General features: G+C 72.0%; 15 protein-coding genes. 4 read left to right on the forward strand and 11 right to left on the reverse strand.

What is annotated here, in order from left to right:
* Window position 1: 1 nt before the first annotated feature.
* The 9 genes from ODJ79_RS34150 to ODJ79_RS34190 all read right to left on the reverse strand — a co-directional run bounded on the left by ODJ79_RS34150 (window position 2) and on the right by ODJ79_RS34190 (window position 9152).
* Window positions 2-184 carry a DUF397 domain-containing protein gene (locus ODJ79_RS34150; protein WP_263027769.1) on the reverse strand — a complete coding sequence of 61 codons (183 nt, stop codon included), beginning with the start codon at window positions 182-184 and terminating at the stop codon, window positions 2-4.
* Window positions 185-289: 105 nt separating this feature from the next.
* Window positions 290-484 (reverse strand): DUF397 domain-containing protein, encoded by a 195-nt coding sequence (locus tag ODJ79_RS34155; protein WP_263027770.1) that lies wholly within the window; start codon window positions 482-484, stop codon window positions 290-292.
* 64 nt (window positions 485-548) lie between these two features.
* The gene (locus tag ODJ79_RS34160) at window positions 549-1397 is read right to left on the reverse strand and encodes a helix-turn-helix domain-containing protein (protein ID WP_263027771.1); all 849 of its coding nucleotides are present in this window, start codon (window positions 1395-1397) and stop codon (window positions 549-551) included.
* Window positions 1398-1552: 155 nt separating this feature from the next.
* Complete coding sequence (locus ODJ79_RS34165; protein WP_263027772.1) at window positions 1553-1969, reverse strand: hypothetical protein; 417 nt, start codon at window positions 1967-1969, stop codon at window positions 1553-1555.
* A 298-nt stretch (window positions 1970-2267) separates the two neighbouring features.
* A complete protein-coding gene (locus ODJ79_RS34170) occupies window positions 2268-3989 on the reverse strand; it encodes an ABC transporter ATP-binding protein (protein WP_263027773.1) in 1722 nt (573 codons plus the stop codon).
* A gap of 84 nt (window positions 3990-4073) precedes the next feature.
* Window positions 4074-5597 (reverse strand): ABC transporter transmembrane domain-containing protein, encoded by a 1524-nt coding sequence (locus ODJ79_RS34175; protein WP_263027774.1) that lies wholly within the window; start codon window positions 5595-5597, stop codon window positions 4074-4076.
* A gap of 271 nt (window positions 5598-5868) precedes the next feature.
* Window positions 5869-6603 (reverse strand): 16S rRNA (uracil(1498)-N(3))-methyltransferase, encoded by a 735-nt coding sequence (locus tag ODJ79_RS34180; protein WP_263027775.1) that lies wholly within the window; start codon window positions 6601-6603, stop codon window positions 5869-5871.
* Window positions 6604-6610: 7 nt separating this feature from the next.
* Complete coding sequence (locus ODJ79_RS34185; RefSeq protein ID WP_263027776.1) at window positions 6611-7582, reverse strand: serine/threonine-protein kinase; 972 nt, start codon at window positions 7580-7582, stop codon at window positions 6611-6613.
* A gap of 49 nt (window positions 7583-7631) precedes the next feature.
* A complete protein-coding gene (locus tag ODJ79_RS34190) occupies window positions 7632-9152 on the reverse strand; it encodes a serine/threonine-protein kinase (protein ID WP_263027777.1) in 1521 nt (506 codons plus the stop codon).
* Window positions 9153-9312: 160 nt separating this feature from the next.
* On the opposite strand from ODJ79_RS34190, the gene ODJ79_RS34195 reads away from it, so the two are divergent.
* The 3 genes from ODJ79_RS34195 to ODJ79_RS34205 are packed head-to-tail and all read left to right on the forward strand — an operon-like array spanning window position 9313 to window position 12258.
* Window positions 9313-10566: a hypothetical protein gene (locus ODJ79_RS34195; protein WP_263027778.1), complete on the forward strand. Its 1254-nt coding sequence runs from the start codon at window positions 9313-9315 to the stop codon at window positions 10564-10566.
* Window positions 10566-11177: a class F sortase gene (locus tag ODJ79_RS34200; protein WP_263027779.1), complete on the forward strand. Its 612-nt coding sequence runs from the start codon at window positions 10566-10568 to the stop codon at window positions 11175-11177. Before ODJ79_RS34195 ends, ODJ79_RS34200 begins: the two co-directional genes overlap by 1 nt.
* Window positions 11149-12258, forward strand: a complete 1110-nt coding sequence (locus ODJ79_RS34205) for a hypothetical protein (protein ID WP_263027780.1) — start codon at window positions 11149-11151, stop codon at window positions 12256-12258. The genes ODJ79_RS34200 and ODJ79_RS34205 overlap by 29 nt, the downstream gene beginning before the upstream one ends.
* Here the strand turns inward: ODJ79_RS34205 and ODJ79_RS34210 are convergent.
* A complete protein-coding gene (locus tag ODJ79_RS34210) occupies window positions 12253-12915 on the reverse strand; it encodes a hypothetical protein (protein ID WP_263027781.1) in 663 nt (220 codons plus the stop codon). The genes ODJ79_RS34205 and ODJ79_RS34210 overlap by 6 nt on opposite strands.
* A gap of 33 nt (window positions 12916-12948) precedes the next feature.
* Window positions 12949-13407, reverse strand: a complete 459-nt coding sequence (locus ODJ79_RS34215; protein ID WP_263027782.1) for a carboxymuconolactone decarboxylase family protein — start codon at window positions 13405-13407, stop codon at window positions 12949-12951.
* A 125-nt stretch (window positions 13408-13532) separates the two neighbouring features.
* On the opposite strand from ODJ79_RS34215, the gene ODJ79_RS34220 reads away from it, so the two are divergent.
* On the forward strand, window positions 13533-14357 hold the full coding sequence (locus tag ODJ79_RS34220) for a sigma-70 family RNA polymerase sigma factor (RefSeq protein ID WP_263027783.1): 825 nt from the start codon (window positions 13533-13535) through the stop codon (window positions 14355-14357).
* The last annotated feature ends 9 nt before the right edge of the window (window positions 14358-14366 follow it).

Below are 14366 nucleotides of genomic sequence, written 5' to 3' on the forward strand. Positions count from 1 at the left end.
CTCAGAACTCGCCCGCGACGATGCCCTTCTTGAACGCCTCCCACTCGGCCTTGGTGAGCTCCACAGTGAGCTCGGGCCGCTCCGAGCTGCGCAGAGAGACGGTGTCGCGGTCAATCTTGATCTCAGCGCAGCCGGCGTTCGCACAGAAGCTGCTCCGACGCCACCTCGCCGCCGCTTCGCTCATGTCGACCTCCCCTGCGTCGATTCACACGCCAACCGACCAACAGTCCTGAACGAAGACTAAGGAAGTACGGCGCGCGCGGACAAGTGCCGCGCGCGCCTCGTCACATCAAAAGCGGTCAAACTCGTGAGCCTGGACCCCGCGGACGAAATCGTTCCACTGTGCTCGCGTGACGCGAATCGCCTCCCGCTTCGGGTTCTTCCCGTCGCGCACGGCAACCGAATCCCCGTCGAAGGCTACTTCCACACAAGCGCCAGTCGAGCAGAACGTACTCTTACGCCACTCCGTTGTGGGCCGAGCCATCACTTCCACCTTCCCGTATCTTCACCGTCCACCCTTCTAGGCGGCACGCATCAAACTCCGGGTGTCAGGCGCGGTCGAGGCGCGCTCGGAGCGCGGTCGCCGCGGCCGCGATCGCCCGGATACTCTTCTCCTCGTTCAACGACCGGCTCCATGCGTCCTCGAACATCTCGCGATGGAAGGCCACGTCCTTGGGGTCGTGACTGAAAGAATCCTCGGTGTAGAACTCGCGATACAGCATGGCATCCTCGAATTCGTCCGCGATGTCGACGATCGAGAAATAGCCGGCCGAACCCAGCACCGCCCCTTCCCCCAAGGAGATTATGCGGACGAAGACGTTCGGCCGCCGGGCGAGATCGGCAAGCAGGTCGAGCTGATCGGCCATGACGGCGAGCCCCCCGACCTCGCGCTGAATCACCGACTCGTCGAGAATGATGTAGTGCCGGGTGCTGTCGGTCGACTCCAGAACCGCTTCTCGACGACGTATCCGCACATCACGTCGCACCCGCCGTTTCTCGTCGTCGAACACGGCGCTGAAGATGCCGAGGACATGTTCGGCGTATTCGGATGTCTGAAAGCTCCCCGGCACCAGCATCGGAGAATAAAGCCGGATCTCTGCCGCCTCCGCCTCGAACTGCACAAGCTGCAACATCGGAGTGGTCAGATACTCGCGATACTCCGGCTTCGTCCACCAACGCTGGCGGCGGGAGACCCTCGCCTCTTCCTGGAGCTGCTCGATCTCCTCCGGATCGGTGACGCCGTAGAGATCGAGCAGCGCGCGCAGGTCGGTGCCGGAAATGGCGTTGTCACCGGCTTCGATGCGCTGGACTTTGGACAGCGACCAGCCCATGCGGTCGGCCACAGCGCCCTGACTCAGGCCGATGGCGTCGCGGGCGCGGCGCAGCGCCAACCGCACCCGTCGACGGGCGACGGCTGGAGACTCGCCCTGACCGGCCAAAGTTCCGATCCCATCCGTTACCGGTAGTGAGCCTGCCGCACCTCAGGTAGCTATACCGCAGGTACAGTACCGTCGACAGGCCCACCGCCGCGGGGTTTGCCGCGCGGGTTGACTCAATTGAGACCATCGCCGACCTGCTCGAGGACCCGCCGAAGGGCTCGCCAGGCGGCGTCGAACTCCCGGTTCGGGCGTTCGAAGATCAGCACCGACACGCCCCAGCGCATCGCCCAGAGCTGGGAACACGCCCGGCGCCGGGCCGCCCGGCAGTCGGCCGCATACCAGGCGCAGGCGGCCGCGAACAGCAGCACCCCGATCGGCAGCAACCACCCGCCCAGGGGACCGGTCACCACCACCAGCACCAATGCCGGCCCGCCCAGGCACCAACTGCGGCGGCAGGCCGGCGTCGCGATCCGGTAGGCGCGGTAGTCGTGGAGGTCGGTGATGACCCAGACCTGCCAGCCGTGCGGTACCCGCACCCGGATGAGCCGACCCGTGATCACCAGGCTGGCTGATCTGAAAAAGACAGTCATTCTTCTTCACCTCCTCCCGGGTGGCTCTTGCACCAACCCGGAAAGGAGGAGAAAGATGGCGTTTGACAGGCACTCCCTTCCCCTCTCCGGGGTCGGAGGCCCGAAGCGGCGCTCCAGGTAGGACTGGCGCGCCGCTTCCTTTTGTCTGACCCCAAACGATGACTCTGTACGGTCAGTATGCGGCCAATCGGACGTGAGAGCTAGACAGCAATCTGCGGTACCGCAGATAGGAATCCTAACAAGGGCGACATAGCGCCCATGAGTGAATCGGAATCGTGCACATAGGAGCAACGGAGGGTCAGGAGCGGGACTGCCAGGCCTCCCACAGCTCCGCGTAGCGGCCGCCCGCGCCGACCAGTTCGGTGTGGGTGCCCTCCTCCAGCACGGTGCCGTGTTCGAGGACCACGATGCGGTCGGCGGTGGCGGCCTGGGTCAGGCGGTGGGCCACCAGCAGGGTGGTGCGGCCGCGGGTCGCGGCCAGCGCCGACTCCTCCAAGGCCCGCGCCCCGGCGCTGCCCGCCTCCGCTGTCGCCTCGTCCAGGATCGCGACGGCCGGGTCGAGCAGCACCAGGCGGGCCAGCGCGAGCTGCTGGCCCTGGGCGGCGGTCAGGGGATACCCGCCCTCGCCGACCAGCGTGTGCAGGCCGTCCGGCAGGGCCACCGCCCAGTCGAGGGCGCCGACCGTGGCCAGCGCCTGGCGTACCTCCAGCAGGGACGCGGACGGGCGGGCCAGTCGCACGTCCTCGACCAGCGGGCCGGCGAAGACATGGGTCTCCTGGCTGATCACGGCGATCACGCCGGGCGCCAGGTCTTCGACGGGGATGCCGCCGGCGTACGCCGTACCGCATTGTGGGCGCAGGATGCCCGCGGCGATGGATGCCACCGTGGTTTTTCCGGCGCCGGTGGAGCCGACCAGCGCGACCCGCTCGCCCGGCGCGACCCGCAGGGTGATCTCGCGCAGCACCGGCACCCGCTCGTCGTAGGCGAAGCACACGTGGTCCAGCTCGAGGTCCGCCTTGTCCAGCCGGATGTCGCCGGCCGGCGCGACCGGCAGCGTGCCGACACCGACGAGCCGGGCCAGGCTCGCGCCGGCCTCCTGGATCTCGTCGAAGGTGAACAGGATCATCCCGATCGGGTTGAACAGGCGGTGGAAGAGCACGGCCGCGGCCGCCGTCTCGCCGACCGTGACCCAGCCGGCCCGGACGAACCAGAAGCCGGCCGTCAGGATCGTGGCGAGGCCGGCCAGCTCGGCCCGGTTGATCCGGCCGACGAAGCGGGTGAACAGGGTGAATACCCCGATGGACAGGTCTCGCGCGCGGGCCGACGCGGCGTCGATCGCGGTCAGATGGCGATCCTCGATCCGGTACGCGTGGACCGTCCGCACCCCCTGCAGGCTCTCCATCAGCAGTTGCGAGCGGGCGCCGATCGCCGCGCGTTCCCGGGCGTAGATCGGCGCCGAGCGGGGCAGATACCAGCGCAGCGCGGCCAGGTAGAGGGGCATGGCGGCGAGCCCGGCCAGTCCGAGCCGCCAGTCGAGTCCGAACATGGCGGTGACGCTGAGCGTGGCCAGCAGGACCGCCGAGATGACCGTGGGCAGCACCTCGGTGGCGGCCGTCCCGATCGCGGCGACGTCGGCGCCGACCCGGGAGAGCAGGTCGCCGCGCCCGGCCCGGTCGAGCACCGTGGCGGGCAGGCGCAGCGCGATGCCGACGGTCTCCTCGCGCAGGGTGGCGAGGATTCGTTCGCCGAGGCGGCTCACCAGGGTCGTGGTGGCGCCCGAGGCGACGCCGCCGATCAGCGCCGCGACCGTCACGACGAGGGCGATCGGGACGAGGGCGGCGGGGTGGGCGCCGCCGCGTACGAGATCGACCAGGCGGCCCAGCGCGGTCACCGGAACCACCGACGCCGTCGCGGCGACCAGCCCGGCGGACAGCGTGATCGCCAGCTCGAGCCGGCGGCTGCGCAACTGGGCGAGCAGCCACCCACCGGTCTGCGCCGGCGTGGCGACGGGCAGGGTCATCGCAGCACCGCCGCGCGGCAACCGGAGTCAACAGGCAGGGTCATCGCAGCACCGCCGCGCGGCAACCGGGGTCAACAGGCAGGGTCATCGCAGCACCGCCGCGCGGTACCCGGGGTCGACGGCGGCGAGCGAGGCGTGCGTGCCGGTCGCGACGACCTCACCGTCGCGCAGGACCACCACCCGGTCGGTGACGGCGAGCAGCGCGGGGCTGGTGGTCACGATCAGGGTGCCGAGCGTGGAGCCGGGGCTGTGCCGCAGGTCGCGGATGCCGCGGGCGATCGCGTGCTCGGTGACCGCGTCGACCGCCGTGGTGGGGTCGTGCAGCACCAGCAGCCGCGGCTTGGCCAGCAGCGCGCGGGCCAGGGCGAGGCGTTGCCGCTGACCGCCGGAGAGGGCGGAGCCGCGCTCGGCGATCGCATGGTCGAGCCCGTCGGGGTGGGCGTCGACCACGTCGTCGGCCGCCGAGGCGTCCAGGGCCTCGTCGAGCCCGTGCGGCCGGGACAGCACGATGTTCTCCCGGATCGTTCCGGAGAACAGCTCCGGGTGATGCGGCGCCACCAGCACGTCCGGCGAGCCGTCGTCGTAGAGCGACAGCAACTTCGACGGATCGGTCTCGACCACCACCCCGAGACACTCCCCGGACGTCGGCAGCACCGGCGGATCGACGGCGACCTCGGCGTACGGCGCGACCGAGAGCACCTCGGCGATGCGATCGGCCGAGGCCCGGGCGGTGGCCACCCAGTTGGGCGCCGCCGACAGCGTCCCGAACGGCTCCCCCAGGAAGCCGGCCAGCCCGATCACCGTGACCAGCTCCCCCGCGCTGATCCGCCCGGTCAGCGCGAACCACCCGGCCAGGATCGCGATCCCGCAGGCCAGCAGCGTGCTCACGGTGGTCGACGCGGCCTGGAACCCGCCCTGGGTCCGGGCCGCCAGCAGCGTCGCGTGCAACGACTCCCGGCTCACCGTGCGGTACCGGTCGCCCGCGGCCTCCTGCGCCCCGAACCCGCGCACCGGCCGCAACCCGGTGACCAGGTCGGTCGCGAGCGACGACGCGCGTCCGGCGACCTCCTGCCGGATCGCCACCCGCCGGGTGATCAGTGGTGCCGCTCGCTGCAGCGCGATCAGCACGACCGGGGTTCCGAGCAGGACCACCAACCCGAGCGGTACGGAGATCAGGCACAGCCCGACCGCGCTGACCGCCGTCGCGACCAGCGCCCCGAAGATCCGGGGCACGTAGTCCAGCAGGTAGGACGCGTGCTCGGCGTCTGTCGTCGAGATGGTCAGCACGTCACCGGTACGCACCTCGGCGCGCGGGTCGAGCACCCTGGCCGCCACCTCGAGCCGCAGCGCGTGCGACTCGTCGGCCAGCGCCCGCATCAACTGCCGGGCGCCGGTCCGATACGCCGTGGTCAGCAGCAGGAACAGCAGGCCGAGCAACCCCACCCACTCGGCCAGCCGCACCAGCGAGCCGGTCGCCACCGCCCGGTCGACCGTCTCGCCGATGAGGATCGGCACCGTCGCCTCGCACGCCTGATGCGCCGCGATCAGGCCGCACCCGGCCAGCAGCCGCCATCGGTTGCGGGCCACCGCCCGCCAGAGGATGCTCACCGCCGGTGCCGGCAGACGCGACGCTCGCCGTTCGGAAGGCGGTCCGGCCCGACCGCGAGGTCTCGTACGCCCCGACTCACTGCGTCCTCCCTAGCCGAATCAAATACCGACATTGGCGCGACGGGCTCAGCAGATCAAGAGGCGGACTTGCCGGATCGGGGGCCGGACCCCCGCGTACGAGGCGGCGAGAACATGTCGCATCGGAGACCACCGGGGCAGGCTAGCCCAACCCGATGTCGTAACTTTCCGTAATATCGATCGAACTGAAAGTTTACCAGCGACCGAGGCGGGCGGAGAGCACGGCGAGCGCGGCGACCCCCGCGGTCGAGGTACGCAACACCTCGCGCCCCAACCGCACGGCCACCGCCCCCGCCTCCTCGAACGCGGCCCGCTCCGCATCCGCGATGCCGCCCTCGGGACCCACCACCAGCACGATCTCCCCGCTCGACGGCAGCTCGGCGGAGGCCAGCCGCACGGTCGCCTCCTCGTGCAGCACGAACCCGGCCGCCGCGTCGGCCAGCCGGGCCGCGACCTGCTTGGTCGAGCAGTCCGGGTCGCCGCCGACGACCGGCAGCCAGGCGCGCCGGGCCTGCTTGGCCGCCTCCCGCGCGGTGGCCGCCCACTTCTGAAGCGACTTCGCCCCCCGCTCGCCCCGCCACTGCGCCACCGACCGCGTCGCCGCCCAGGGCAGGATCTCGTCCACCCCAATCTCGGTCATCGCCTGCACGGCCAGCTCGCCCCGGTCGCCCTTGGCGATGCCCTGCGCCACCACCAGCCGCGGGTCGGCGGCCGCGGTGTGCTCGCGGGCGGTGACCCGCACCTCGACGGCGCCCTTGCCGACGGCGGTGACCTCGGCGGTGGCGAGGCCGCCGCGGCCGTCGGCGAGGATCAACGCCTCGCCGGCGCGCAGCCGCTGCACCGTGGCGGCGTGGTGGCCCTCCGGCCCGGTCAGCGTGTAGGAGGAGCCGGCAGGCAGGTCGTCGACCAGGAACAGGGGTGCGGACACCGGAGAATTATGCGCCGCCGGGCCGGTGCGTCAGCACCGTGACCACCGCGAGCAGGGCGCTGACCATGGCGGCGAGCACCGCGAAGCCGATCCGCGACCGGCTCGGGCGACACGGCCAGGCGCCGCCGGCCGGCGTCCTGACCGATTCCAGCACGATCGCGCTCAGCGCCGCGCCGGCTTCGTCCACGCTCAACCGGTCGGCCGGCTCGTACCGCAGCAGGCCGGCGAGCACGCCGATGAGCGGGCCCGCCCGCCGTGGCGGGTCGGGGCGCTCACCGGCGATGGCCAGCAGCGTGGCGTCGACCGTCGGCCGCGCGAACGGCGGCCGGCCCTCCACCGCGTAGTAGAGGGTGGCGCCGACCGACCACAGGTCCGACTCGGGCAGCGAGATCCCGTCGATCAGGCGCTCGGGCGCGAGGTATTTCGGCGAGCCGAGCACGATGCCGGCCGCGGCCAGCGCCCGCAGCCCCTCGGTGGTGACCGCCGGGCCGAAGTCGGTGAGCATTGCCCGGCCGTCCTGGGCGATCAGCACGTTGCCGGGTTTGATGTCCAGATGCAGCAGGCCGGCCCGGCGCACGGCGAGCAGGCCGTCGAGCATGGCCAGACCGATCGCGGCGACCCGGACCGGCGGCAGCGGGCCGGACTCGTCGATCACTTCCTGGAGCGGGCGGGAGGGAACGTACTCCATGACGATCCACGGCTCGTCGTCCGGGATCACGTCGAAGATGCGTACCACGTTCGGGTGACCGATGCGGGACAGCTCGCGCGCCTCGTGGACGGTCCAGGCGAAGAACAGGTCGCCGGCGTCGGGCGCGAGACCCTCCGGCAGGGCGCATCGCTTGATCGCGACCAGCCCGTCGTCGGTGTGGTCGCGGGCCAGCCACACCCGGCCCAGACCACCGGCTCCCAGGGGCTCGACCAGCAGGTATCGATCGGCGATGAGCTGACCCGTCCGCACCGGGTACACGTGCGATGTCACGCGATGAGCTCGATCCGGAGGCGCGGTGCGGACACTCCCGCACCGTACGTCATTCGCCTAAGAGCAGGCTGAATGTGCTCCCGATTTGCTCGAAAGTGGTGAGATCCCGAGCCCAATCCGTCCGCGGCGTCCGCCAGTCGAGGACGAAGATCTTCTTGGCCGCCGGGTCGGCGATCACCACCTGCATGGCGCGCATCGTGGCGCCGCCGTGCCGATAGGTGAACTCCCACACCGTCGCCTGCTGCCGCGGCAGCACGTCGTCGGGCTCCTGCACGATCCGGATCCGGCGGTACCCGGGCAGGCCGGCCGTCGCCTCCTCGCCGGTGAGCATGGCCACCGTGTTGGCCGGCATCGGCGCGACGCGCAGGGACAGCCGCGGCGCGCCGTGCGGGCCGGTGGCCGAGAAGGGATCGGACGTGGCGACACTCCACGACCGCGGCAACGCTATCCGGAACTGGCCGGGCCGGGAATGCCAGGCGTAGTCGGCCGGTGCGGCGGCCGGTGTGGCCTCGGTCTGCGTCGCGGCGGTCGGCGTCTGGGCGGTGGGCGGCCTGCCGGGCCGGGTCACCACGAGAACCGTGACCAGCGCCGCGATCAGCACGACCAGGGCGGCGACCAGCGTCACGGTCTGCCGGCCGGCCCGGCGCGGCGCGGCCGGCCGGCCCGCCGCCGGCTCCCTCGACGGGCGGCCCGAGGCGGGCAGCGCCGGGCGGTCGGCCGGCGGGTGGTCGGCCGGCGGGTGGTCGGCCGGCGGGTGGAGAACCGCGCGCAGCCCGTCCTCCACCGCGGGCGGCGCAAGCCGGGCGGCCGGGTCGACCCGCAGCAGGCCCGCGATCACCGGGGCGAGCGCGCCGGCCCGGACCGGCGGATCGGGCGGGCCCTCGGTGAGCGCCAGCAGCGTCGCTGCCGTGGTGTCCCGGGCGAACGGCGGGTGCCCCTCGACGGCGTGGTAGAGCGTGGCGCCCAGCGACCACAGGTCCGACTCGGGCAGCGCCACCCCGTCGAACAGCCGCTCGGGCGCGAGGTACTTCGGCGAGCCCAGGATGATGCCGGCGGTGGCCAGCGCCCGGACCCCCTCGGCGGTGACCGCCGGGCCGAAGTCGGTCAGCATCACCCGGCCGTCGTCGGCGATCAGCACGTTGCCCGGCTTGACGTCCAGGTGCAACAGAGCCGCCCGGCGTACGGCGAGCAGCGCATCGAGCACCGCGAGCCCGATGCCGGCGACCCGGGCCGGCGGCAGCGCGCCGGACTCGTCGATCACCTGCTGCAGTGAGCGGGACGGCACGTACTCCATGACGATCCACGGCTCGTCGTCGCTGGGGATCACGTCCAGCGTGCGCACCACGTTCGGATGACCGATCACGGCGAACGCCCGGGCCTCGCGGACCGTCCACACGCGGAAGAGATCCTGCTCGTCGGGGGTGAGCCCGTCGGGCAGGGCGCATTTCTTGAGGGCGACCAGATCGTCGGCGGCCTCGTCGTGGGCGAGCCACACACCGCCCATGCCCCCGGCGGCGAGCGGTCGCAGGAGCCGGTAGCGCCCGGCGACCTGCTGTCCCACCGTCACCATGCCGGCCACCCCGAAGATCAACCAGTGTCAGTAAGCAAAACCGACCGTACTGCATGGACGCTCAGTAAGGGAGGGATCGCTGTACGGACTCGCGTGGCAGGCGGCGTGGCGTTATGGTCGGCCCTGACTTCCTCCGTGGCGAAGCTGGGCGATGAGGCACATGCGGATACCTGGATATGGTCGGCTCTGGCGGGCGCTGCCTCTCCTCTGTGCCGGTCTGCTCTTCGTGGCGCCCACCGCGGCGCCCGCGGTCGAGCCGGCCCGCTTTCAGGCGGCGCCCTCGGCGGCCGATCTGGCGATCGAGTTCGAGGCGCTGCTCGGTCAGCACTCGGTGCTCGCGGCCGACCTGATGCGCAGCCGGATCCGTGGTGACGACGACTTCGTGCAGGCCGCGAACGCCGCGCTGGGCAAGAACACGACGGCCATGACGAACCTCGTCGGTCAGTTGTTCGGCAAGGCCTCGGCCGACCAGTTCAGTCCGATGTGGTCGGAGCACATCGTGACACTGTTCTCCTACGCCGGGGCGCTGGCGGCTCAGGACACCGCCGCCCAGGCGGACGCGCGCAAGGAGCTCGTCGAGTACGAGCAGGAGCTCGGCGACTTCTTCGCGGCGGCGTCGCACGGCCGGCTGTCCCAGAAGGCGGCCCGCGCGGCGATCGTCGAGCATGTCGGACATCTGACAGCGCAGGCCGACGCGTACGCGGCCAAGGACTACACCGGCGCCGACCAGATGTACCGGATGGGCTACCAGCACACGTACGACCTCGGGCTGACCCTCGCCAACGCGCTGTTGCCCGCCGCCGACCGGGCCACGCTGCAGCAACCGCTCTGGCGGCTGCGCTCCCAGCTGGGCAAGCTGCTCGCCGAGCACGCCGCGCTGGTGGAGGACCTGACCCGGGCCGCGGTGACCCGCTCCCCCGACTTCGCCGCCTCCGGCCAGATGATCAACGGGAACACCCGCGACCTCGCGGCCTCGATCGACACGCTGTTCGGGGCGGCCGCGGCCAAGCAGTTCCAGTCGCTCTGGGCCGATCACGTCGAGCAGCTGGTGGCGTACGCGAGCGCCGAGGCCTCCGGCGACACGGGCGGACAGGCCCGGGCCAAGACCGAGATGGCCGACGTCGAGAAGCGGATGGGTGCCTTCCTCTCCGGCGCCACCGGGAAGCGGATCAGCACCGCCGACCTCACCGCCGCGCTGCAGAAGCACGACATGATGCTGATGAAGCACGCCGATGCGTACGCGAGCAAGGACTACGTCACCGCGCACGACGTCGCGTACGACACGTACCAGCAGATGTTCGAGCTGGCCCGGACGATGGCTGACGCGTTCGGGGCGACGGTCGCGGCGAAACTCCCGCACGGCGGGGCACAGACCGGGTACGGCGGCATGGCCGCGGTCGTGGAAAAACGCTGATGCCGCCGTACGCCCGGGTCACCGCCCTCGCCGCCCTCGGCCTGGCGCTGCTGGCCGGCGGGTCGGCGCCGGCCGCGGCCGTGCGCCCGGCCACCGCCGCGGCCGTCGCCCCGCCGGCGCGTGGCCAGGCTCCCGCCGAGGTGTTCAAGTCGGCGCGCACCTACGACGAGGTCGCCGTGCCGGTGCGGCTGCGCATCCCGGCGCTCGGGGTGGACGCCAAGATCGAAAAACTCGGCCTGCAACGGGACGGCACGATCGCGGTCCCGGCCACCACCGACATCGCGGGCTGGTACGAGTACGGCCCGCGCCCCGGCCAGGCCGGCCCCGCGGTGCTGCTCGGCCACGTCGACTCGCAGGCCGGGCCGGGCATCTTCATCGACCTCTATCGGGCGCGGCCGGGCACCACGGTCCGGGTCGACCGCGCCGACGGCAGCTCGGTGACGTTCCGGATCACGAAGGTCACCAAGGTGCCGAAGGTGCAGTTCCCCACCGACCTCGTGTACGCGCCCACCCTCGACCCCACCCTCCGGCTCGTCACCTGCGGCGGCAGCTTCGACCGGGCTCGTGGAAGCTACCGGGACAATGTCATCGCCTTCGCGACCCCGGCCTGAGCGCGGGCGGCGCCGGGCCGTCGCGGTGATCGCGCTGCTGCTGGCGCCGCTGCTCGCTCCCGCGCCGGCGCGGGCCGCCGTGCCGCTGCCGGTGGCCGGGGTGCTCAGCGGTGGCGGCGAGACGACCCTGGTGGTCGACCTGAGCGCCAGCAACGGCACCGGCCGGCGCACCGTCGAGGTCACCCTGAACGGTCAGCAGGAACGCGCCGACCTGGTTCCGGTGATGTCCGACGGACTGGCCGTCACGATCGTGGTGGACGCCTCCGCGGCCGGCGCCGCCACCCTGCCGGCCTGGCTGAGCGCCGCCGCGAGGTTCATCCTCGAGGCGCCCACCAGCACCCAGGCCGTGGTGATCCCCGATCGCCGCCCGGCCACCGCGGCCACCGGTGTGATCCGCGGGCCGTCCGGCGTGGTCGGGGCGCTGACCGGCATGCGCGCCGACGGCGACCGCGACACCGAGGCGGCGCTGACCCTGGCCCGCACCCAGTTCCCCCGGGTCGAGACCGGCCACCGGGTGGTGATGCTCTACACGTCGGCGCCGGACGCCGGCGGGGCCCGCGCCACCGATCTCGCCGACGACTTCCGGGCGGCCGGCACCATCCTCGTGGTGGTCGGCACCGCCGCGGCCAGCGGCTTCTGGTCCGGCGCGGCCGGGGCGACCGGCGGTTTCTTCGCCCCGGCGAGCGAGCCGGTGGTGGTTCCCGCCCTCGATCAGGTCGAGTCCACGCTGAGCAACCGCTATCTGGTGTGTTTCGCGACCCCGCCCAAGCTGCCGGCCACGGTGGCCGTCCGGATCGACACCGGCGACCTGACGCTGACCGGGGACGCCGTGGTGCCCGCGCCGGGCGACGCGCACGGTGGCGGGCCGGCCCGCAGCACGATCATCGGGTCGCTGCTGGGCTCCGCCGGGCTCGCGGCCGTGCTGGCCGTGGCCATCCTGCTGATCGCGCGCGCCCGGCGACCGCGACCGGTGGCCGGGCCGCCGGCGCTGACCAGCGTCTTCATCGGGCGTGCCGCCGCGCCCCAGCCGGCCCGCGGCCGGGCGGCCGTGCCCCGGGAGCACGGCACACCCTGGTCATGACCCGGCTTCGCGCGGCTTCCGGGACAGCTCCTTGGCCCGGGCCAGGGCGTTGTCCCAGTCGTCCGGCGGCGCATCGGCGTCGCGCTTGCCGGTGAAATAGCTGGAGTGCGCGAACACTGCCCAGGCGAGCGCGACCACCGCGACCACCGACACGATCACCTGCAAGATCTGCACGACGTCTTCGAACCGGGAGTGCCACCCCGGGTAGAGCACCTCTCGCAGCGTGGCCACGCGGTCGATGAGCTTTGCGGCCTCCGGCGTTCGGTCGTACCCGGCAAACTGACCCCAATCGGTCGCATCGGCGGTTATCGCGGCCATCCCGGCCATCGTTACCACGATGCCGAGGATCAGCGCAGCGGTGCGCGCCCAGCCGCGCCCGCGCAGCAGCCAGATGCCCAGGACGCCATACCCCACGCAGACCAGCCCAAGCAGCACATCCTGCACTGCGCCGGGCCACCCCTGCAGCAAGGCGGGCGGCTCGATGCCGTAGTCGGTGCGAATCTGGTCCATCAGCGCGGCCAGCCGGTGCGCCGCCGGGCTGCTCAGCCAGTGCATTTCCAGCAGGCCGTCGAGCAGCAGCAGGAGCCCAACCGGCGCGACCGCCATGGTCATGATCGCCGCCAGCCGCACCGTACGCGGAGCATCCGTCCTGGTCATGGCTCGGATGATAGATCAACTCCCCAAATCGGATCAGCCCCAGTTCTGCGGAGCGGGCTGACGGGTGGTGACGTTGATCCGGTTGAAGAAGTTCGTGGTCGCGATCCACAGCACGATCGCCGCCAACTGCTTCTCGTCGAAATGCTTCGCGGCCTCGTCCCAGATCTCGTCCGGCACCGCGTCCGCCTGGTCGGCCAGCCGGGTGGCGTACTCGGCGAGGGCCAGCGCGGCCCGCTCCGGGTCGGTGAAGTAGGGCGTCTCCCGCCACACCGGCACCGCGAACAGCCGGTCGTCGCTCTCGCCGGCCTTGCGCATCTGCCGGGCGCCGGAGTCGACGCACGGCCCGCACCCGTTGATCTGGCTGGCCCGCAGGTGCACGAGCGCGAGCACGGCCGGGTCGACGCCGGCCGAGTGCGCCGACTTGTAGAGGATGTTGACGGCCTTCGTGGTGTCCGGCAGCAGCCCGGCGGGGTTGGTGAGACGAGCGGTCATCGTCTTTCTCCTTCGATTTCTCCCGGCGCCGTCACATCGGCGCGCTCTGGTTCGTCGGTGGGTAGACGAAAGCCGCACGGGGAATGTGACCGATGTGGCATAAGCCACAAAGGGGGCGGTCGACGATGGACGACGTGGTGCTGGCGGAGCGGTTCGAGGCGAACCGGCCGCGGTTGCGGGCGGTGGCGCTGCGCATGCTGGGCAACACCGCCGAGGCCGACGACGCGGTGCAGGAGGCGTGGCTGCGGCTGAGCCGCACCGGCGGCGACGACGTCGCCAACCTCTCGGCGTGGCTGACCACCGTGGTCGGCCGGGTCTGCCTGGACATGCTGCGGACACGTACCGCGCGACGGGAGGACGAGTGTCCCGCGGAGCCGCCGGCCACCGAGGTGACCCCCGAGGAGCAGGCGATGCTGGCCGATTCGGTCGGCCTCGCCCTGCTGGTCGTGCTGGACACGCTCACCCCGGCCGAACGGCTCGCCTTCGTGCTGCACGACCTGTTCGCGGTCTCGTTCGAGGAGATCGCGCCGGTCGTCGGCCGGTCACCGGACGCGACCCGCCAGCTCGCCAGCCGGGCCCGCCGCCGGGTACGCACCACCCCGAACGTCGGCACGCCCGCCGACCGCCGGCTGGTCGACGCGTTCATCGAGGCCTCCCGCGGCGGCGACCTGGGCACCCTGCTGACGTTGCTCGACCCGGACGTGGAGATCCGGATCGGACCGGTCAGCCAGCAGCGCGGCGCCGGCGTGGTGGCCCGGTTCTTCAACGGCCGCGCCCAGGGCGCCCGGCCGGCCCTGCTCGACGGCGTGCTCGGGATCGCCGTGGTGGAGCACGGCAAGGTCAAGGTCGCCCTCCGGGTGACCACCGACGGCGGCCGGATCACCGTGTTCGAGGCGATCACGGACCCCTCGCAGGTGGCCGCGCTCGACGTTGAGCTGCTAAAGCACTAAGAGTTCGAC

The sequence above is a fragment of the Actinoplanes sp. KI2 genome (assembly GCF_025630775.1).
In the GTDB taxonomy this organism is placed as follows: Bacteria; Actinomycetota; Actinomycetes; order Mycobacteriales; family Micromonosporaceae; genus Actinoplanes.